An 18,738-nucleotide genomic window follows, 5' to 3' on the forward strand; every position below is an offset into this window, starting at 1 on the left:
GGCTCAGTTCCTCCGCACCGCGCCCCAGGGGCCCACGACGTCCACAAGATCCCGGCGGCTGTTCCAGGGCCCGCCGCGCGCGGGCTCCGGCTCGGCCGGCGGCTCTTCCATGCTTGGCTCGTGACCGAACAGCGCCGCCCGCGCACCCGCCTTGTCGACCTGATACTCGGCGGCAAGGAACTCGGCCACGAATTCCCGCTTCGCATCGCTCCAGCCACGGTAAAGCGTGTAAAACAGCTCTTTGTGGCAGATGAACAGCTGCCGGACGTCCAGCGGCGTCAGCTCTGCCAGAAGCTGGTTCACAAGGTCGCGCTGCGGCCCGGCGGCGGCACGAAGCGTGTAGAAATACGCGGGATGATCGCTGGCGATCCGGGGCCAGTCGCCGCCACCCTCGGCCCATCGCAACAGCGCGTGCAGACCGTGGTAGGCCTCGGGCAACGCGGTTCCCAACTGCCGCGCCAGCATCCGCAGGTCGCGCCGCGTCGCACCCGTCAGATCGTGCCCAAGGGTCGAGGCCACGTCCACAAGGATGAAATCCATCTTCTGCCGAAGGATCGCCGCCGCATCCACGCCGCGCGCCTTGACGATCGGCTCGGCCAGCCCGTTCAACTCTAGGAACTTGGCGATCCGGTTCGGCTCGTTCATGCCCAGCACGAACTTGATGGGCAGGTCCCCCACGGCAGCGACACCGCCCGAGGCGATGGCCGCCGGATGCTCGACCCCGCGGAACACGTAAAGCGCGCCGAAATGCGCCGTCCAGAAATCCGGCACGTCCTCGGTGAACACTGTCAGGTCCACCGGATTGCGCGTCACGTCGCCGGTCTGTTTGGCAAGGCCGATCATCTCGGCGATCAGAACATCGTCCCACCACGCGTCGTCGTCGCCCCGGAAATGCTCGATCTTCTCCTGCAACTTGCGCGCGTTCTTCACGTCGCCAGCGGTGGTATCCGCCTCGACCACGATGCGGCTGATGTCGAACAGCCGCTGCGGCGTGCCCATGTCGAGAACCGAGTTCATCAACTCACCCGCCACCGCGTCCCGCGTCGTCAGCGCGAACAGCTTCGTTTCGTTCTGCTCGATGAAGTCCCGAAGGATCGTGCGAGAGAACGAGAACTTCGCGTTCAGCAGCGGCGCTGACTTCTGTTCCGTGGTCAGCAGGATGAACTGCCGATTGCAGCCGTTGGGGTTCAGGTACAGGTCGTCGTCCAGCTCGTCGCCGATCTCGGGGGAATAGCCAGAGATGTCGATGTGGAAGTCGTTCAGAGCGGAGGTTTTCCCCGTCAGGTGCTTCAACGCCCGGCGGTAACGCTCGACCAGCGCGGGCGAGGAGACCTCGACGAGGTTGCCGAACATCAGGCCCTTTTCGATAAGGCGTCTCATCCCCGTCCCTCCTGCACCCTGTCCCGGCCCTTCCGTTTCTCGACCACCTGCGCCAGACCCAGCCACGTCAGCAGCAGAACCGGCACCCAAGCCACCGCCGCCGTTCCCGACAGCCTAAGAAAGAACCACCCCGTCGCCAACGGCGCGGCGCGCAGGGCCGTGCCCACGCCGACGCCGCCCAGCGCGTAGATCGCGGCAAATACCGCGCCGCCCGCCAGCAGGACCATCCCCGCCGACGCCCATATGCCGACCGCGACCTCCCAGTGCTTGCGGGTGCCCCTCGGCACCATCAGCAACGGCACGATGACCGCCAGCGCGGCCAGAAGGACCAGCGGAAGCGCGGTGTTGAAGAAAGTGATCGGCGCGGTGTGCATCATGTCTTCCGCCCCGAGATCCACGCCACGACCAGCGCGGCCACCACAAGGACAGCAGCCGCCGTTCCGGCGACGCGCAGCCAGACCATCGCCGTCATGTCCATCATCACGCCGCCGACCTCGCCCATCTGTCCGGCAAAGCCGGTCAGCCGCAGCGCCAGCACCAGAACGAAGGCGAACAGCCCGAAAGCGGTGCCTCCCGCCAGCGCCAGCACGACGATCCCGGTGCCGCCGGCACCCCGCGCCTGCGCGAGGCGCGCGCTGAACAGCGCGCCCGCAAGCACGAAGCCCAGCAGCATCAGGATCATCAACAGGCCCATGGGCTCAGCCTTTCCCCTCGGCATAGCGGCGTCGGGCTTCCTCTTGCCGGCCAAAGTCGCGGACCATCGCCTCGATGGCGACCTCGTCGGACTTGTCGGCATAGCGGAATTCGCTGTCGGCGTAGCGGTTCACCTCCTGGATCACCATCTCGACGGTTATCGGCTGCCGCATGTCTTCCAGCATCTTCAGCTTCTCGTCATAGGGCCTGAAGAGGAACAGCTCCGGATCTTCCATCCATTCGTCGGGCAGTTCGAAATCCATCGCGCGCACCTTCACGGCGTCGGTGATGTTCTTGATCGCCCGGCCGGTAAAGCGCTCGTCCGCCTCCTGAATGCCCTTCAGGTAGGTGCCGATCTTCGCAATGGTGTCGAGCGCCCCCAGCTTCGCCTCGGTCGCCTCCCACACCCGCATCAGCCCGTCCTCGTGCGGCCGCCCGTGCTGTTCGAACGACCGCGCGACGGCCTTCTTGATCTCTTGCGCCGCGTAAAGCTCGTGCTCCCCCAGCGGAATATCGTGCCGCTTGCCCAGAAGCATCGCGAGGATGTCGATATAGTCGTCCCGGGTCTGGGGGCCGTCGACAAGGAACCGCGCGCCGGCCCGCTGCCGCAAAGCGTCGTCCACGTTCTCGGGATAGTTCGAGAACATCCCGAAGGTGCAGTTCCCCCGCACCACGGTATTGGCCCCCGCGAATGCCTCCATCAGCACCGCCGTCACCTCTTGCTGACCGGCAGAAGACTGGCGGTCGCCGCGCTTGCCCGCGATCTGGTCGATGTCGTCGACGGTGCCGAAGCCGATCACGTTCGGGTCCAGCACGTTGTCGATGAACGCCTTCGCGTTCTGGCCCGATTTGCCCTGATAGCTGTCGATGTTGTCGATGCCGAAGTTCTGATAGCGGAACGGATAGCCCGCGTTCAGGCAGTACTCGTTGATCAGCCCCGCCATCATCTGGATCAGGGTGGTCTTGCCGGTACCCGGCTTGCCGTCGCCCATGAAGGTGAAGATGAACCCGCCCATCTCGGCGAAGGGGTTCAGCTTGCGCTCGAAATCGTAGGCCATCAGCATCTTTGAAAGCTTCATCGCCTGATACTTGGCGATGTGGTTGCCGACGACCTCGTTCGGCTTCTTGAACTGCATCGTCAGCGTGGTGCCCTTGGCCTTCCGCGCCGGGCTGAAACCCTGGATGGTGAAATCGTCCGCCTCGACCCGCCAGCTTGCCCCGGTGAAGGTGCCCAGCCGCGGCGCGGTCTGCGCGCGAAGGCTGACCTTCTCCATCAGCGTCTCGGCGAAAGCCAGCACGACCGCCACGATTTTCGCCTCGCCATCAGCGAAGCGTTCGAGATCCTGATCCAGCTCCCACAAGGCGCCGTGCAGCGCCAACTGCGCGTTGTCGGTCAGCATCTCGTCGATGCCGCCCAGTTCCACAGTCGCTTCCGACGCGGACGAGGCCAGCAGGAAAGCGACCCCGTTGGCGAAGGTATAAAGAACCGCCAGCGCTTCCGCCTGAAGCAGTTCTGCGAACTCGGCGGATTGCGCCTGCGGCAGACGGCCTTCCAGGTTTTCCTTCTTTAGCGCCTTCAGACCGGTTGCGTCGGAAAACCCTTCGCCCACAGCCAGCGCGATGGCGATGGCGCGGCGCAGCGACTGCATCACGGTCGCCTGCACCGGCGACACCAGCGCGTCACCGCCGTCCGAGGTCTCGATCCGCTCCAGCAGGCGCACCCCTTCGGGCCGCGCCGTCGAGCGCGTGACCAGACCGGGCGTGGTCGAGCGGAACCGCCGCCGCGTGCCGATCCCGCTGGACCGCTCCGCCTGCGGCTTCTCGCCCGGCTTGGCGATCCGCGGCGTGTGGTCGAACCCCTCCAGCATCGCCACGGCGGCATCGTAATGCGCGCGGATCTCCTCCTCGCGCAGTTCCATCTGGTCGCCCGAAACGCTCATCTCGAAATCCGATCTTCTTTGGTCTTCAAATATCCTGGGGGAGTCGCCGCAGGCGACGGGGGCAAAGCCCCCTTTTCCGGCACCGGCGGCGCACAATATGCCCGCGCCCAGTTCACCGGTAGCTCACGACCTGCCCGCTGCGCGACACCACGAACTTGCGCACGTCGCGGAACCCGGGCGGGTTCTTCTCGGCCAGCACCTGGAAGGGCCGCGCAGGCATGATGATCGAGCGTTCGGTCGCGGTGGCGCCGGTGTCGACACCGCGGCCCGCGAACGGGTCCAACGCGAAGATCTCGCGTTCCACCGTGCCGAACCAGCCCGACCGTTCCCGCTCTACCCGCTCGCTTTCCAGACGCTCTTCGGTCCAGGCCAAGGCCCAGTCCTGACCCTCGGGGGCGCGGGCTTCTTCCAGCACGTCGTGGATCGGCCCGGTCTGCAAGGTGTAGGCGGCCGAGTACATCGGCCCGATGTGAAACCGCCGCAGCCGCTTCGGGTGCAGGTCGTCAAAATCGCGGTCGAACCCCTGCGCGATGGTCAAAAGCTTCAAACCGTTAAGCGACTGCGCCATCAGGTGCGCCTGCGCCTCGGGCCAGCGGCGGTCGTCCACCGGCAGACCGCGCGCGCCGCTGTCCTCGACCTCCAGCAAATAGATCGCCGGAAGATTGACCTGGCTGTCGTAGACCGCCCAGTGCAGCAGATAGCGCCGCCGCTGCGGGCTCAGGTCGCCCAGCCATTGCGCCTGCGGATCGTTCTGCGCCCAGAAAAGCCCGTCCCGCTCCAGCGCTTCGTAGTACAGGCGCTGCGACATCGCGAACTGCAGCTTCGTCGGGATCGTCAGATCGCCCACGATCTGCCGGATCATCTCGTCCTTCAGCTTCGCGGTGCTCATGGTCCCGGCAAGATGCCGCGCCGCCTGCTGGGCGTCATTCGCCATGGTCAGCAATTCACGGAACACCGGAAAGCCGCTTTCGGTCCGGTCGATTGCGATCGAGCCGAAGAACGTGCCGGTGTCTCGGCCCGTCATCAGGTACTTCAGGCTCAGCGCCTCGAAGGTCGCCGCGATGGCGCGGACGTAGCCGCCCAGCACCTTCACGTCGAGCTTCGACAGCCCGCGCTCCTGCTCCATCACCGCGGCGACACGGGCCAGGTGGCCGGTGATCGCCTCGAACTTCTGGAAATAGCGCCGGGCCGCGAAAGTATCGGTCAGCCCGGCGTGGTCGCGGGTAAGGTCTTCCTTGATCGTGTCAGACATGCGGGGCCTGCGTCATGGCCGTGCAGCCGTTCCGGGGTCCGTCGGGGCGCATCACGCCCCGTACAGGTTCTTGTCGTGCTTTTCGACGATGGCGGCGAACCGGCGGGCAAAGCGTTCGTCGGCCTTGGCCTTCTGTTCCAGCACCTTCCGGGCGAAGACCATGTGATCTTCGTGCGCTTCCATCATGTCGGCCATCCGCTGGTTCGTCGCGGTGCCGATGGCGGCCATCGCGGCTTGCGCTTCCTTGTCGGTCTCGACCCCGATCTCGTTGATCCGGTGCGCGACGTCCTGCTGCTGCGCGGTCTTCAGCGACTTGGTCAGCGCGTCGTACAGCACGACCCGCTGCTTGGTGTCCGTCTGCAGCTTGTTGATCAGCACCATCTGCGTCGCCGCCTGGTTCTGTAGCGAGTCGACCCAGGTCTTGCCCTTCTCGATGTAGCGTTCCAGCGTCTGGCTTTTTGCCAGCTTCACCTGCTCTTGCTGCACCATCTCGTTGTACTTGGCGTTCAGCGCAGCAAGATCGCCTTCCAGCTTGGTCCGCGCCGCAGCGTCCTGTTCCACCGAGATCTTGTTTTCCATCTCGATGATCTTCGGATCCATCGCCGTGATCTCGGCCCGCAGCGCCTCGAGTTCGCTGACGACCGCCTCGCGCTCGTCCAGCGTGCCCGTCAGGTTGGTCTCGACCCGACCCTTGTGGTCGTTCAGCACGTCCAGTTGGTTTTCCAGCAGCTTCACGATGGTGTCGGACTTGCCGATCAGGTCCTGAAGCTTGTCGTCGATGTTGGCGGTGCGAATGCGTTCCTGCCGCAGCGAGTCCGACTTGCCCTTGGAAAAGAAGCCGACGAAGCTTTCCCAGCCCGTCTTGTTCCGCATCTGATCGAAGTCCTGACTGAACCCGGCGGTCACATCGTCGAGACCCATGATCAGCTCGGCGATGTTGGCGTTCATCAGCTCGGTGTGGGAATGGACGTCGTCCAGCGTCGCGTTCTCGATGTCGATCGAGATATCGTCGCCCGACTTGGCCTTGGCCCCCATCGTCTCGACCCGGCTGGTCAGTTCGGAAATCTTGGCCTGAGCCTCGGCCACCTCGGCCTGGCTTTTGCGCACTTGGGCATCGAAATCGCTCATCGCTCTCCTCGCAACGGAATATCTGTCATCTATTACGGGGTGTTTACCCCGCTTTGTGTATCAGGTCATCCCGTTTCGTCCCGGTTTCAAGAGGGCACAAGGGTCGGGATTTCCCGACCCTTGACAGGAAGCTGTGACAGAAATCAGGCACTTGGCGCAGGAAAGCGCAGTTTTTGAAGGACGTTCAGCCGACGATATTGAACCCCGGTCCGTATGGATAGCCGGTGATGTTTTCCGCGCCGTCCTCGGTCACGACCAGAATGTCATGTTCCCGATACCCCCCGGCGCCGGGCTTGCCGTGGGGAATGGTCAACATCGGTTCCATCGACACGACCATGCCCGGTTCAAGCACGGTGTCGATATCCTCGCGCAGTTCCAGCCCCGCTTCGCGTCCGTAGTAATGCGACAGGATGCCGAAGGAATGCCCGTAGCCGAAGCTGCGATACTGAAGCAGGTCGCGCTCGGCGAAGTAGTCGTTGACCTGCGCCGTGATGCCCGAGCAGGTGGCCCCCGGCTTGATCAGCGATATCCCCAGTTCATGCGCGCCGACGTTGGCGTTCCAGTACCCCATCGAGGCTTCGTCGGCCTCGCCCACGAACAGCGTCCGCTCCAGCGCCGTGTAGTAGCCCGAGATCATCGGGAAGGTGTTCAGCGACAGGATATCTCCGCGCTTCAGCTTGCGGGCGGTGACCGGGTTGTGCGCGCCGTCCGTGTTCAGCCCTGACTGGAACCAGACCCACGTGTCGCGATACTCGGCATCGGGATAGCGCTTGGCGATTTCCAGCTCCATCGCGTCACGCCCCGCCATGGCCACGTCGATCTCGCGCGTGCCCTCGTGGATCGCCTCGCGGATGGCATAGCCGCCGACGTCGGCCACGGCGGCACCTGCGCGGATCAGATCGATCTCGGCGGGCGATTTCATCATCCGCTGCCGCATTGTGGCCGGGGCGATGTCGGTCACCTTGGACGGCGACAGGAACGCGGTCATGGCCGTCTGCGCCGCCAGCGTCATGTGATCGCCCTCGACGCCGATGTGCCGCCCCTCGCCCGCAACGCTGCGGATGGCGCGCCAGTAATTGTCCCGCGCCCAGTCGGTGTAGGTGATGTTGTCACCATGACACCGCCGCCACGGCTGCCCCGCGTCGATGCCCGCCGAGATGGTGACGGACTCGGTCGCGGTCACGACCAGCCCGTAAGGGCGCCCGAAACTGCAGTACAGGAAGCCCGAATAGTAGGCGATGTTCTGCATCGAAGTCAGCACGGCCACGTCGACGCCCGCCTCGGTCATGGCGGCCCGCAGACCGGCCAATCGCGCGTCGTATTCCTCTGACGAGAAGGGCAGCGGCACCTTTTCGCCGCCATTGTGAAAACGGAAGAATTCCGGACGTTCGGTCATCGTTTACGATCTCCTGAACACACCCCGACTGCACCGCCGGGGAGTCATTGGGTTCCCGGCGTACAGGACAATGCGTTGGAAGATCGCCGGAGACGCCATCTCCGGGACGGAATATTTCTGCACCCGCGAAGGCGTTTCGGCAAGCCCCTTGCGCAGGCCCGCCGCCCGCCCCACTCTGCCCGGCAGGGACAAGGGAGGAAATTCATGCGGCTGGACGGCAAGACGGCCATCGTCACCGGTGGCGGCTCGGGCTTTGGCGCGGGCATCGTGCGGAAATTCGCGGCGGAAGGCGCGCGGGTGCTGGTTGCGGACATCAACACCACCGCCGCCGAAACGATGGCGTCCGAAGTGGGCGGCATCGCCTGCACGGTCGACGTGTCGGACGGGGCAAGCGTCGCGGCCATGGCGAAGGCGGCGCTGGACGCTTTGGGGCAAGTCGATATCCTTGTGAACAACGCTGGCATCACGCACCTGCCAACGCCGATGGAAGACGTGCCCGAAGACCTGTTCGACCGCGTACTTGCGGTGAATGCCAAGTCTGTCTACCTCACCGCGCGCGAATTGGTTCCGCACATGAAGTCCCGCGGGACCGGCGCGATCGTGAACCTTGCATCGACCGCCGGGCTGTCGCCGCGCCCGAACCTGAGCTGGTACAACGCATCGAAGGGCTGGATGATCACGGCGACCAAGTCGATGGCCGTGGAACTCGCGCCATCCGGCGTGCGGGTCAACGCGCTTTGCCCCGTGGCGGGCGAGACGCCGCTGCTAAAGAGCTTCATGGGAGAGGACACGCCCGAGATGCGCGCGAAGTTCCTGTCCACGATCCCGATCGGCCGCTTCTCGACCCCCGAGGATATGGGCAACGCTGCCTGCTACCTTTGCTCGGACGAGGCGTCGATGGTTACCGGCGTCGCGATGGAAGTCGACGGCGGACGGTGCATCTGATCGGTGGCGCAGGGTTCCCTCTGCTTCGGAATGCGCATACTCCATAAGCCGCAAGCTGCGGAGATACCTGCATGAAATCCGGCCCCCTGAACCTGATCACCGATGTCGAGGGCCTGCTGGTCGGCAATGCCGAGGACCACGGGATCAAGACCGGGACCACCGTTCTGACCGGTGAACAACCGTTCACCGCAGCGGTTCACGTGATGGGCGGCGCGCCGGGAACGCGGGAAACCGATCTGTTGGCGCCGGACAGGATGGTGCAACAGGTTCACGCGCTGGTGCTGTCCGGCGGTTCGGCCCTTGGGCTGGCGTCGGCCTCAGGCGTCGCGGACGCATTGCGCGCTCAGGGCAAGGGTCTGGACGTTGCCGGGCAGATCGTTCCCATCGTACCCGCCGCCATCGTGTTCGACCTCGTCAACGGCGGCGACAAGAACTGGCCAGAGAATCCCTACCCCGCGCTTGGTCGCAATGCCCTGAGCGTGGCCGCACGCGACTTCGGGCTTGGCACGGTCGGTGCGGGTACCGGAGCCACTACGGCGGGGTTCAAGGGAGGGCTGGGGTCCGCCTCGCTGGTCCTGCCCTCTGGCCATACCGTCGGCGCCTTGGTCGTCGTGAATGCGCTGGGGCGGGCGACCGTGGATGGCGGCCCGCACTTCTGGGCCGCCCCGTTCGAGTTAGAGGCCGAGTTCGGCGGGCTGGGACCGGCTTCGGCCTATGACCCCCTGCCCTTCGCCACGAAGCACCAGCTTCGCAACGCCGCCACGACCATCGCCATCGTCGCCACCGACGCCGCACTCGATCAGGCACAGGCAACGCGGGTGGCGACTGCGGCGCACGACGGCATGGCACGCGCCCTTGTGCCAAGCCACACGCCCGCGGACGGCGATCTTGTCTTTGCCGCGGCCACCGGCGCGCGTCCGGTCAACGACCCGGTGGGCGACGTGCTGACCATCGGACATGCGGCCGCGCTGTGCCTGTCGCGCGCCATCGCACGGGGCGTCTACAGCGCCACCTCCGCGCCCGGTGATCCGTTCCCGACGTGGAAAGACACCTTCGGCTGACACTTCAACAGTCGTTGAGATAACTCCATCACGCCCCGATGACGGCGCGCGTCAACGCGCTGTCCTTCTTCGCCAGCCCCTCGATCACGTCGAAGTGGTGGCGGCCCTCGTCGATATACAACGCGCTGCCCGGCCATGCGTCCGCCAGCCACCGCGCCTGATCCAGAAATGCAGGACGCTCTGCCCCACCGACCCAGATGACCGTTTCGGTGTCCCGTAACTGGTGGATCAGCGCCGGGCTTTCCGCCGCCGCCTCGTCGGGCCGCAAACGCAGGTCCTCGTTCATCTCGGTCTGCATCAAGGGCCGCAGGTCGGACAGAGGCGAAATCGGCACCACCCGCTCCAGCCGCCGCGCGACCTCTTGCGGCAGCGCCACGTCGCGGCAGCGCATCCGCGCCGACAGGTGGCCGCCAGCCGAGTGGCCGGTGACCACGATCGGTCCGTCAACCCGCGCCGCCGCCGTGGCGACCGCTGTCGCGACCTCGACCGTGATCTCGGATATCCACGCATCGGGCGCCAGCGTGTAGGACGGCATCGCCACCGACCACCCATGCGCGACCGGACCGGCGGCAAGATGAGACCAAAGCGTCCGGTCGAACCGACGCCAGTACCCGCCGTGCACGAAGACGACCAGGCCTTTGGGTTTCTCCTCGGGGTGGAACAGGTCGAACACCTGCCGCGTCCCCGGCCCATAGCTGATGTCGCACTCGGACCTTTCGTCCATCGACTCGCGGAAGGCATGCGCCAGCGCCGTCCAGCGCGGCGGGTATTGAGCGGACCCCGGAATATAGGCCCCGTTCTCGTAAGCGTCGGTAAGGTTCATGCTCTTGCCCCTGTTATTCTCTGCACTCTATAGCCTTGGGAAAGCGTCACGCTACCCGGACTTGCGAAAGGAGTTCCCAATGCTCGATTCCACCACCGATCTCCCCGGCCTGCTAAAAGATCCCTCGCTGCTGACCGGCAAAGCGTATGTCGCGGGCGACTGGGTCGACGCCGATGACGGCAAGACCTTCGCCGTGACAAACCCGGCGCGCGGCGACGTGCTGATCGAGGTCGCGGACCTGTCCCGCGCCGAGACGGCCCGAGCGATCGCAGCGGCCGAAACGGCGCAGAAAGAATGGGCGAAGCGGACCGCGAAGGACCGCTCGAACCTGATGCGCGCCTGGTTCGACCTGATGGTCGAAAACGCGGACGATCTTGCCACGATCCTGACCGCCGAGCAGGGCAAGCCGCTGGCCGAGGCGAAGGGCGAAATCCTGTACGGCGCCTCGTTCATCGAATGGTTCGCCGAGGAAGCCCGCCGCGTCTATGGCGAGACGATCCCCGGTCACCAGCCTGACAAGCGGCTGACGGTTATCAAGCAGCCTATCGGCGTCTGCGCCGCGATCACGCCGTGGAACTTCCCGAACGCGATGATCACCCGCAAGGTCGGTCCGGCACTGGCCGCCGGCTGCGCCATGGTCGTCCGCCCGCCCTCGCAGACGCCTCTTTCCGCGCTGGCGCTGGCGGTGCTGGCGGAACGCGCCGGACTGCCGAAAGGCATCCTGTCGGTGATCCCGTCCGACGCGGCATCGGATATCGGCAAGGAGTTCTGCGAAAACCCCGTAGTGCGCAAACTGTCCTTCACCGGTTCGACCGAGGTGGGGCGCATCCTGCTGAAACAGGCCGCCGATCAGGTGATGAAATGCTCGATGGAGTTGGGTGGCAACGCGCCCTTCATCGTGTTCGACGACGCCGACATCGACGCGGCGGTTGAAGGCGCGATGATGTGCAAGTTCCGCAACAACGGCCAGACCTGCGTCTGCGCCAACCGGATCTACGTGCAGGACGACATTTACGACAAGTTCGCCGAACGGCTGGTGGAGGCGCTTGAAAAGCGCAAGACCGGCGACGGGCTGAAAGACGGCACCGATTTCGGCCCGCTGATCGACGAGAAAGCCGTCGAGAAAATCCGCGAGCATATCGTCGACGCATCGGAAAAAGGCGCGCGGGTCATCTATGGCGGTGCGCCGCACGATGCGGGCCCCCTGTTTTACGAGCCCACCGTCATCACCGGCGCCGACAACTCGATGAAATTCGCGACCGAAGAAACCTTCGGCCCTCTCGCACCCCTGTTCCGGTTCAAGGACGAGGACGAGGTGATCGAGATGGCGAACGACACGATCTTCGGGCTGGCGTCCTACTTCTACGCCCGCGATCTAAAGCGGGTCTACAAGGTGGCCGAGGCGCTGGAATACGGCATCGTCGGCGTGAACACCGGCATCATCTCGACCGAGGTCGCCCCCTTCGGCGGCGTCAAGCAGTCGGGACTGGGCCGCGAAGGCTCGAGCCACGGCATCGAGGATTATCTCGAGATGAAGTACATCTGCATGAGCGTCTGACCCGACGCTCGGAAAAGCGGCTTAGTGCAGCCGCTTTTCCGGCTCTGCCCCGCTGGCGCGCACACGACCCGAAAGCCGTTGCAGGCGCGACGTGAACCGGCGGTGCTGGTGGTCGAGTTCGACGATCTTCGCCATCCGGTCCAGCATCGTCTGCGCCCGGTCGAGTTCGTCCTGCGCCTGCACCGGCTGGTTGCGATCCAGCATCACCCGCGCCTTCAAAAGCGCGACCTCTGTCCGCAGCACAAGGTTGGCCCGCTGCGTCTCGCCGATGGCGCGGCCAAGCACTTCGCCGGTCACCGCGATCTGCTCGGCGTCCAGTTCCTGCACCGGCCAGCGGCGCGGGCGTTTCACATAGTTGATCCGATAGGTTTCGTCCGCCGGCACCAGAGCATTCACCGCGTCGATGTCGGCGCGCAGACGCTCGACCATGGCCTCCTGCACCTCGACCGAGGGGAAATGCCGATCCGGCGTCACCTCGGGCAGCCGGTCTGCCAGCGCCTCGCCCAGCGCCGCGGCGCCGCCCCGCACCTTGCTGTTGAGAGATCGCAAAAGCGCCAGCTCGCCCCGTGTCATCGCCCGGTTCACCACTCCGCGGCCGGGATCGGTGAAGGTGCCGGGTTTCAACCCGAGAAACCGCGCCATCTCTCCGCGCAGGCCGTCCCGGTGGCGGTCGTAGTTCAGCACGGTCCACTCGACGCCGGGAAGGCCCAGATCGTTTTCCAGCAACTGCCGCGCCAGCGCCGGCTGCCGGAACCGCCGGAACCCCTCGGCAGGATCAAAGGTCGCGCCCCGGCGGCGGATTTCCTGCTGATACATCGCCTCTGCGTGGGCAACGGGATCGCGGATGAACATCAGGATCTTCACCGAGCCGATTTCGTTCTGGGTGCAGATCCGACGCAGCCGGGATCGGAAGGCGGCCTCTTGCAGCAGACCGCACAAGCCGACGTGGCTGAACAGAACCTTGTCCGCCTCGAAACGGTGACCCGTCTCTGGAATCTTCGCAAGCCGCATGCCGTTACCAACGACAGCGCCTTCTTCGGCGCCGGGGTATTCGATGCCGGAGGCTTCGAGAACGGCGGTCGACCGGGCAAGAACAGACTGCAGGAATCCCGATCCTGTCCGCTCCTGTCCGATGTGCAGAAACAATTGCCGCATGCGCACTCCCTGTCCGGCCACCCTAGCCCGAGATTGCACGAAGCCAAATAAGTTTGTCAGGTCGGCTATCCCTGACCTTTCTGGTCTTCTCCGACGCCGCTTGGTCGTTGAGACGGCGTCCCGGAGTTGCTAGGTCTCGGGGACAAGATCGTTTCCGGGACACCCTGTCATGCGCCAGCCCCCCACCGCACCGCATGCCGAGCGCGATGACGCCGGCTTTTCGCTGCTTGAACTGATGGTGGTCGTGGTGATCCTGTCGATCCTCGCACTGGTTATCGTGCCGCGCGTCATCAACCGGCCGGATCAAGCCCGCGTCGTGCGGGTGCAGACAGACCTTGCGGCGCTGGAAAGCGCGATCAACCTCTATAAGCTGGACAACTTTCGCTATCCCACGACGGAACAGGGGCTGGATGCCTTGGTGACGCGGCCCGCCGGGGAACCGGCCCCCGCGAACTGGGCCGAGGGCGGCTATATCGAACGTCTGCCGAAAGACCCTTGGGGCAACGACTATCAATATCTGTCGCCCGGCGTGCATGGAGAGTTCGACATCTTCACCTTCGGGGCCGACGGGGCGCAGGGCGGCGAAGGTGCCGACGCGGACATCGGGACATGGAACCGCGAATGACCCGTGACGACCGGGGCTTCACCCTGGTCGAACTGGTCGTCGTGGTGGCGATCCTGTCCGTCCTGACGTTGTCCGTCGTCCTTGGCGTGAACCGCCCCGGACTGGCCCGGTCGCAGGACTGGAGCCGCTTCGCCACCCTGCACGACAGCCTGCGCGAACAAGCGGTGCTGGGCCGGCAGGTCCTTGGTCTGGAACTGAACGCGACGGGGTTTCGCCGGATGCGCCGGATTGACGGGGTGTGGCAGGCCGAGGGAGGCGGCGGCGACTGGCAAGACCCGGTGCGGATCGAACGGCCCTTCGATCCGGGGGCGGTCGTGACATTCCTGCCGGACGGCCGCAGCACACCGGTCACGGTGCGTTTCGGTGTCTCGGACGGCGCGCGCACCTGCAAGGGCGACGGATGGAGGGCGGTGGAATGCGGCTGAACCCTTCTGGCCAAGACGCCGGTCTCAGCCTGATCGAGGTGGTGATCGCCGTTCTCATCCTCGCGATAGGCGTCGCGGCGGGCTTTCGCGGTCTCGGACAGGCCACGCGGGTGATCGGGGAAGAAACGCCCCGGCTTATGGCGCGGCACGCCGCCCTCAACCGGGCGGAGGAGTTGCAGCTTCTGGGCATGGCCGCCGGTCGCGCTTTGCCGGACGTCGTGAACATGGGGCCTTGGGACTGGCGGATCGAGGTGACAGAGGCCGCGACGGCCGGCGGCTTCGTAGAGGCCACGGTCACCGCCCGGTCGGAGGGTCTGCCGGGTGCATCGGTGGTGACCTATGTCCAGCCAGAGGCGACGGAATGACCGGACGCGACAGGGGCCTGACGCTGCTGGAACTGGTTGTCGTGATGGCGATCTTCGCGGTCATCGCCCTGATCGGCGCGCAGGTCATCGCGCAGGCCGTCCGCAGCGACGCGCGCCTGACCGAAACCAGCGAGGCAAGCGCAGAGGTCGCCTATGGCCTTGCCCTGTTGAGCAACGACCTCGGCGCTGCGGTTGCCCTGCCGTTCTATCCGCCCGGCAACCTTGCGCTGCCCGCGTTCGACGCGCCCGCGCGGCAGGCACGGTTCTCTCTCAGCCTCGGCGGCCAGCCCGGCTTTGATGGAGCAGGGCCGGGTCAGGCGCGCGTGACATGGTCGCTGAACCCGGTGACCGGCGTCGTGACACGACAGCACTGGCCCGCGCTGATCCCCGGCGACACCCGGCTGGCCGGTCCAGAGGTAACCGTGTTCGAGAGCATCACCGCGCTGACGGTCGAGGGGTATGACGCCGCAGACGGCTGGACGGTCGGCTATCCGAAGCCGGACGAGGACACCGACGCGCTGCCCGATGCCATCCGGGTCACGCTGGAACACGCGACGCTCGGCCCGCTCGCCACGGTGGTGACCCTGCGATGAGGAACGACCGCGGCATGGTCCTGCTGAACGCACTGATCGTCGTGCTCGTGCTGGCCTCGGTCTCTGCCGCGCTTCTCACCCGGTCCGGTGCGGCGATGATGCGGGCCGCGTCGGTGCAGGACGCCGAGCAACTGGATCACCACCTGGATGCTGCCGAAAGCCTTGTGCGGCTGCTGCTTGCCGACACGGGACGGAATGGGCAGATCGTCCACACCCGGCAGGACTGGGCCGCCGGGGATCATCTGTACCGGATCGGCGACGGCCAAGTGCGCATCCGCATCACCGACCTTCAGGGCCGGATGAACGTCAACTGGCTAGCCGGTGCAGAGGACGCGTTGGTCGAAGGCGCGTTCGCAGAGTTGTTCCGGCGGATCGACCTGCCGCTGGCGCTTCTGGACGAGATCCGCGACTACCTTGCGCCCGGCGGTCCCCGCAGCCTGCCGGTCTACCTGCGCCGCAGCTTTCCCGTTCAGCCAAGGGGCGGCGCCGCATCCACCATCGAAGACCTGCGGCTGGTCAACGGGTTTGACGCCACCGCCTTCGCGACCTTGTCCGACAATGCGGCAGCACTGCCGTGGGACACGCGGGTCAACGTCAACACCGCGCCGGCGGCGGTCCTCGAAGCCTTGCTGGCGCCCTTCCCCGCCGAGGTCCGGACAGAGTTCCTGCGGCCCGACAGGGAAGGCCCTGTCGAACACATGAAGGAACTGCGCGACCTGGCCATCGCCGTGCTCGAGACCGAGGATCTGTCCGGCCTGCCGCTGGACCGGATGACCGTCTCGAGCAGCTGGTTCGCCGCAGACATCCATGCCGAGCACGAAGGCCGCGTCGCGTCGCGGCGGGTGATCCTGCACCGCGAACGGCTGGACGACGTTCGGCCAAGTGTCGTGTACCGCTGGGCGCTGCCCGATTGATGCCGCCGCGCCTTGCGCCCATAGTGCGAACTGCGGCCCACGGTCCGCACTTGCAGGTAGACGGAGAACGCGCGTGAAACGGGGACCGGGACAGCCCGTGCTGTGGCGACTGGACGATGGCGAGGCGCCGCGTGGCCCGCATATCGCCTTGGTGCCCGGCACCGACGCTCCGCTGCTGCCCGTGGACCTTCCCGCAACGCTGAAAGGCATAGCCCGCGAACGCGTCGGGCGCAGGATGCTGGCCGAGGCGCTGGGGCTTCCTGCGGAAACGGTCGAAATCCGGCCGTGCCTGCGTGCCAGCGCACAATGGGACCGCGCCATCGTCGCGGACGCCGGGCAGCTTGCGGACTGGCGGACCCGGCTGATGCCCGGCTGCACCGGGATGCTGCCCGATTATGCCGCCCTTCCCTGCTATTCCGGCGTCTGGACCGTGGAAGTCAGCAACGGCATCGTCCGTGCGCGGCTGGGTGAAACGGACGGGTTCACCGCAGAACCGGAGCTTGCCGCCCTGCTGCTGGCCGAGGCCGAGCGCCCCGAGGCCATCCTCCGGCTTGGCGAAGCCGATGGCGCGGTGGACTCGGCACTCGCGGAACGCGGTGTGCCGGTCCACGCCGACACGGCATCGCTGGAGAACACGGACGCCGGCAAGCCGCTGAACTGGGCGCATGCGACGGCTGGCCTCGACCTCATGACGCCGCCCCACGCGGGCTTCGACCGCATCAGCGCCCGGCTTCGCAGCTGGGCCGCTCCGGCGATCGCCGCGGGCCTTGCGCTGGCGGTGTGGCTTGGCGGGGTCGCGTGGCAGACACACGATCTCGACGCCCGCGCCCGCAATGCGCAGGGCGACACGCTGGCCATGGTACGCGCACATTTCGTTCCCGCCGGCCCGATCCTCGACGTGCGCGCGCAAGTCGACCGCGCCCTTGCGGACGCCGCCGCGCCGGATGCCCAGGAACCCGACGCGCTGGTGCTGTTCCAGACCGCCGCCCCGTGGCTGACGGGCGAAGGTATCGAGCTTCAGTCGATTACGTGGCAGACCGAAACCGGGCTGATCGCCTCTGTGGTGCTGGCTGACTTCGCGGCGCTTGAACGGGTGGTCGCCGACCTGCAGTCCGCCGGCTTCGACGTCGAACAGCAGGACACGGGCGTGCGTCCCGGTGGCGGCGTCTCGGCCCGTCTTCATCTGGCGGCTGCGGGAGCGTGACGATGGACCGCCTGAGCTATCGCCTTTCGCAGCTGTCGGACAGGGAACGCATCCTTCTCGCGCTGCTGGCCGCCGTGATCGTACCGCTGGCGCTGCTGTTCCTCGTTGCCGTGCCGCTTCTCGACGCCCGCGCGGACGCCCGCAGCGCGGTGACCCAAGCCGAAGACCTGCGCGATTGGGTCGCCGCCCGCGTCGCCGATCTTCCGCCAACGGGACTGGAAGAAACGGCGGCGCAGGACACCCCGCCTCCCATGGGGCTGAGCACGCTGGAGCAAAGTCTTGTCGCCGTAGGTCTGCGCGAAAGCGTTACCGAGCTTGCCAACCGCGAGAGCGGCAGGCTGGAGATTGCCTTCGGCCCCGTGCCCTTCACCGATCTCATCGGTTGGCTGGCGCAGGTCGCGCCATCCTGGGGATACGACGTCGCGGCCTTCCGGATCGAGCGTGACGAACCGGGGCTGGCCCGCGCCTCGCTTGTGCTCGAGCCGTCGCAATGAGGGTGCTTGTCCTGATCCTTGTGTTCCTTGGCGGGGCGCTGGTCGCCCTTGCATGGCAGGGACGGATGCAGCACCTGCGGTCGGTGACCGACTTGCCGGGCTGGACGGATGCGGTCACGCCGGACTCCACCGTCCGCAAAGGCAGCGCCATTTTGCCAGACGGGCTGCCCTTTGCCGGAATGACGGTGAGCTGGACCGCGCAATTGCCGAATGCGTCCGGCTGGCAATGGAACGTGCGTCTTCGCGGCGACGGCGTGGACTCGGTCGGACGTGTGTCGGTCCCGTTCTGGCCCACCTCGATGCGGGTCCGGATCAGCGATGGCAGCGGCCCGGTCTCGGCACTGGTGCCCGGCGTGACCGGCGACATCACCGGCGCGCAGGGCGTGCTCTACGTCACCGGCTTGAACGAAGCCCCCGTAGTCACCGGGGATGTCACGGCCGAAGTTGTCGGGGCGAACGTCGCCGGCACCGGCTTTGGCAGCGGCCCCCTGCACGCGACGCTGGACCGGGAAGGCAACTGGACCGCAGACCTGGCACTGTCCGATGGAGCCGCGCCGGTAGAGGCCGACGCGCGTGGAACTCTGACCGAGACCTTGTTCACCTACAGCCTGCGCGTCGCCGAAAGCGAAGACCTGCCGCCCGAGATCGTGTCGGCGCTCGACCGTATCGGACGCCCGGACGGTGCGGGCTGGATCATCGAGGGATCGGCGGCCACACGCTGAGCGGGAATGGCGCGACGGCTCAAACGGTGATAGACATGAAATCGCCGGTTTCCTAATGCATTGGC

General features: G+C 66.1%; 20 protein-coding genes. 11 read left to right on the forward strand and 9 right to left on the reverse strand.

Annotated elements, in window-relative coordinates; genetic code table 11:
- Positions 1 to 3 precede the first annotated feature (3 nt).
- From ACP156_RS18940 to ACP156_RS18970, 7 genes are all read right to left on the reverse strand, one after another.
- Positions 4 to 1,380, reverse strand: a complete 1,377-nt coding sequence (locus ACP156_RS18940) for a DUF6638 family protein (protein ID WP_425052938.1) — start codon at positions 1,378 to 1,380, stop codon at positions 4 to 6.
- Entirely contained in the window at positions 1,377 to 1,757 is a 381-nt protein-coding gene (locus tag ACP156_RS18945; RefSeq protein WP_425052939.1) for a hypothetical protein, read from the reverse strand. The genes ACP156_RS18940 and ACP156_RS18945 overlap by 4 nt, the downstream gene beginning before the upstream one ends.
- Entirely contained in the window at positions 1,754 to 2,074 is a 321-nt protein-coding gene (locus tag ACP156_RS18950; protein ID WP_425052941.1) for a hypothetical protein, read from the reverse strand. Before ACP156_RS18950 ends, ACP156_RS18945 begins: the two co-directional genes overlap by 4 nt.
- Before the next feature lie 4 nt (positions 2,075 to 2,078).
- Positions 2,079 to 4,013: an ATP-binding protein gene (locus ACP156_RS18955; RefSeq protein WP_425052942.1), complete on the reverse strand. Its 1,935-nt coding sequence runs from the start codon at positions 4,011 to 4,013 to the stop codon at positions 2,079 to 2,081.
- 112 nt (positions 4,014 to 4,125) lie between these two features.
- Positions 4,126 to 5,265: a hypothetical protein gene (locus ACP156_RS18960; protein ID WP_425052943.1), complete on the reverse strand. Its 1,140-nt coding sequence runs from the start codon at positions 5,263 to 5,265 to the stop codon at positions 4,126 to 4,128.
- A gap of 51 nt (positions 5,266 to 5,316) precedes the next feature.
- Positions 5,317 to 6,393 carry a hypothetical protein gene (locus tag ACP156_RS18965; RefSeq protein ID WP_425052944.1) on the reverse strand — a complete coding sequence of 359 codons (1,077 nt, stop codon included), beginning with the start codon at positions 6,391 to 6,393 and terminating at the stop codon, positions 5,317 to 5,319.
- A 184-nt stretch (positions 6,394 to 6,577) separates the two neighbouring features.
- Positions 6,578 to 7,789, reverse strand: coding sequence for an aminopeptidase P family protein (locus tag ACP156_RS18970; protein WP_425052945.1), 1,212 nt, complete (start codon positions 7,787 to 7,789; stop codon positions 6,578 to 6,580).
- Between the two features lie 204 nt (positions 7,790 to 7,993).
- On the opposite strand from ACP156_RS18970, the gene ACP156_RS18975 reads away from it, so the two are divergent.
- Positions 7,994 to 8,734: a glucose 1-dehydrogenase gene (locus ACP156_RS18975; RefSeq protein ID WP_425052946.1), complete on the forward strand. Its 741-nt coding sequence runs from the start codon at positions 7,994 to 7,996 to the stop codon at positions 8,732 to 8,734.
- A gap of 71 nt (positions 8,735 to 8,805) precedes the next feature.
- Complete coding sequence (locus tag ACP156_RS18980; RefSeq protein ID WP_425052947.1) at positions 8,806 to 9,795, forward strand: P1 family peptidase; 990 nt, start codon at positions 8,806 to 8,808, stop codon at positions 9,793 to 9,795.
- A 28-nt stretch (positions 9,796 to 9,823) separates the two neighbouring features.
- Here the strand turns inward: ACP156_RS18980 and ACP156_RS18985 are convergent, their stop codons facing one another.
- The gene (locus tag ACP156_RS18985; RefSeq protein WP_425052948.1) at positions 9,824 to 10,618 is read right to left on the reverse strand and encodes an alpha/beta hydrolase; all 795 of its coding nucleotides are present in this window, start codon (positions 10,616 to 10,618) and stop codon (positions 9,824 to 9,826) included.
- Between the two features lie 79 nt (positions 10,619 to 10,697).
- Here ACP156_RS18985 and ACP156_RS18990 point away from each other — a divergent pair, with 79 nt between their 5' ends.
- Complete coding sequence (locus ACP156_RS18990) at positions 10,698 to 12,176, forward strand: NAD-dependent succinate-semialdehyde dehydrogenase (protein ID WP_425052949.1); 1,479 nt, start codon at positions 10,698 to 10,700, stop codon at positions 12,174 to 12,176.
- Positions 12,177 to 12,197: 21 nt separating this feature from the next.
- Here the strand turns inward: ACP156_RS18990 and ACP156_RS18995 are convergent, their stop codons facing one another.
- Positions 12,198 to 13,331: a hypothetical protein gene (locus ACP156_RS18995; protein ID WP_425052950.1), complete on the reverse strand. Its 1,134-nt coding sequence runs from the start codon at positions 13,329 to 13,331 to the stop codon at positions 12,198 to 12,200.
- Between the two features lie 169 nt (positions 13,332 to 13,500).
- Here ACP156_RS18995 and gspG point away from each other — a divergent pair, with 169 nt between their 5' ends.
- The 8 genes from gspG to gspN all read left to right on the forward strand — a co-directional run bounded on the left by gspG (position 13,501) and on the right by gspN (position 18,673).
- A complete protein-coding gene (gene gspG / locus ACP156_RS19000) occupies positions 13,501 to 13,956 on the forward strand; it encodes a type II secretion system major pseudopilin GspG (protein WP_425052951.1) in 456 nt (151 codons plus the stop codon).
- A complete protein-coding gene (locus ACP156_RS19005) occupies positions 13,953 to 14,381 on the forward strand; it encodes a prepilin-type N-terminal cleavage/methylation domain-containing protein (protein ID WP_425052952.1) in 429 nt (142 codons plus the stop codon). The genes gspG and ACP156_RS19005 overlap by 4 nt, the downstream gene beginning before the upstream one ends.
- The gene (locus ACP156_RS19010) at positions 14,372 to 14,746 is read left to right on the forward strand and encodes a type IV pilus modification PilV family protein (protein WP_425052953.1); all 375 of its coding nucleotides are present in this window, start codon (positions 14,372 to 14,374) and stop codon (positions 14,744 to 14,746) included. The genes ACP156_RS19005 and ACP156_RS19010 overlap by 10 nt, the downstream gene beginning before the upstream one ends.
- On the forward strand, positions 14,743 to 15,339 hold the full coding sequence (locus tag ACP156_RS19015; protein WP_425052954.1) for a type II secretion system protein GspJ: 597 nt from the start codon (positions 14,743 to 14,745) through the stop codon (positions 15,337 to 15,339). Before ACP156_RS19010 ends, ACP156_RS19015 begins: the two co-directional genes overlap by 4 nt.
- The gene (gene gspK / locus ACP156_RS19020) at positions 15,336 to 16,253 is read left to right on the forward strand and encodes a type II secretion system minor pseudopilin GspK (protein ID WP_425052955.1); all 918 of its coding nucleotides are present in this window, start codon (positions 15,336 to 15,338) and stop codon (positions 16,251 to 16,253) included. Before ACP156_RS19015 ends, gspK begins: the two co-directional genes overlap by 4 nt.
- A gap of 73 nt (positions 16,254 to 16,326) precedes the next feature.
- Positions 16,327 to 17,457: a type II secretion system protein GspL gene (gene gspL, locus ACP156_RS19025; RefSeq protein WP_425052956.1), complete on the forward strand. Its 1,131-nt coding sequence runs from the start codon at positions 16,327 to 16,329 to the stop codon at positions 17,455 to 17,457.
- Positions 17,458 to 17,459: 2 nt separating this feature from the next.
- Positions 17,460 to 17,951 (forward strand): type II secretion system protein GspM, encoded by a 492-nt coding sequence (gene gspM / locus ACP156_RS19030; protein ID WP_425052957.1) that lies wholly within the window; start codon positions 17,460 to 17,462, stop codon positions 17,949 to 17,951.
- Complete coding sequence (gspN, locus tag ACP156_RS19035) at positions 17,948 to 18,673, forward strand: type II secretion system protein N (RefSeq protein WP_425052958.1); 726 nt, start codon at positions 17,948 to 17,950, stop codon at positions 18,671 to 18,673. Before gspM ends, gspN begins: the two co-directional genes overlap by 4 nt.
- Positions 18,674 to 18,738 lie beyond the last annotated feature (65 nt).

This window comes from Psychromarinibacter sp. S121, assembly GCF_049801035.1.
Classification (GTDB): domain Bacteria; phylum Pseudomonadota; class Alphaproteobacteria; order Rhodobacterales; family Rhodobacteraceae; genus Psychromarinibacter.

Coding starts and splice junctions, on each gene's coding strand:
- ACP156_RS18940 (WP_425052938.1), bottom strand. CDS start 1,380: ATGAGACGCCTTATCGAAAAGGGCCTGATGTTCGGCAACCTCGTCGAG.
- ACP156_RS18945 (WP_425052939.1), bottom strand. CDS start 1,757: ATGATGCACACCGCGCCGATCACTTTCTTCAACACCGCGCTTCCGCTG.
- ACP156_RS18950 (WP_425052941.1), bottom strand. CDS start 2,074: ATGGGCCTGTTGATGATCCTGATGCTGCTGGGCTTCGTGCTTGCGGGC.
- ACP156_RS18955 (WP_425052942.1), bottom strand. CDS start 4,013: ATGAGCGTTTCGGGCGACCAGATGGAACTGCGCGAGGAGGAGATCCGC.
- ACP156_RS18960 (WP_425052943.1), bottom strand. CDS start 5,265: ATGTCTGACACGATCAAGGAAGACCTTACCCGCGACCACGCCGGGCTG.
- ACP156_RS18965 (WP_425052944.1), bottom strand. CDS start 6,393: ATGAGCGATTTCGATGCCCAAGTGCGCAAAAGCCAGGCCGAGGTGGCC.
- ACP156_RS18970 (WP_425052945.1), bottom strand. CDS start 7,789: ATGACCGAACGTCCGGAATTCTTCCGTTTTCACAATGGCGGCGAAAAG.
- ACP156_RS18975 (WP_425052946.1), top strand. CDS start 7,994: ATGCGGCTGGACGGCAAGACGGCCATCGTCACCGGTGGCGGCTCGGGC.
- ACP156_RS18980 (WP_425052947.1), top strand. CDS start 8,806: ATGAAATCCGGCCCCCTGAACCTGATCACCGATGTCGAGGGCCTGCTG.
- ACP156_RS18985 (WP_425052948.1), bottom strand. CDS start 10,618: ATGAACCTTACCGACGCTTACGAGAACGGGGCCTATATTCCGGGGTCC.
- ACP156_RS18990 (WP_425052949.1), top strand. CDS start 10,698: ATGCTCGATTCCACCACCGATCTCCCCGGCCTGCTAAAAGATCCCTCG.
- ACP156_RS18995 (WP_425052950.1), bottom strand. CDS start 13,331: ATGCGGCAATTGTTTCTGCACATCGGACAGGAGCGGACAGGATCGGGA.
- gspG (WP_425052951.1), top strand. CDS start 13,501: ATGCGCCAGCCCCCCACCGCACCGCATGCCGAGCGCGATGACGCCGGC.
- ACP156_RS19005 (WP_425052952.1), top strand. CDS start 13,953: ATGACCCGTGACGACCGGGGCTTCACCCTGGTCGAACTGGTCGTCGTG.
- ACP156_RS19010 (WP_425052953.1), top strand. CDS start 14,372: ATGCGGCTGAACCCTTCTGGCCAAGACGCCGGTCTCAGCCTGATCGAG.
- ACP156_RS19015 (WP_425052954.1), top strand. CDS start 14,743: ATGACCGGACGCGACAGGGGCCTGACGCTGCTGGAACTGGTTGTCGTG.
- gspK (WP_425052955.1), top strand. CDS start 15,336: ATGAGGAACGACCGCGGCATGGTCCTGCTGAACGCACTGATCGTCGTG.
- gspM (WP_425052957.1), top strand. CDS start 17,460: ATGGACCGCCTGAGCTATCGCCTTTCGCAGCTGTCGGACAGGGAACGC.
- gspN (WP_425052958.1), top strand. CDS start 17,948: ATGAGGGTGCTTGTCCTGATCCTTGTGTTCCTTGGCGGGGCGCTGGTC.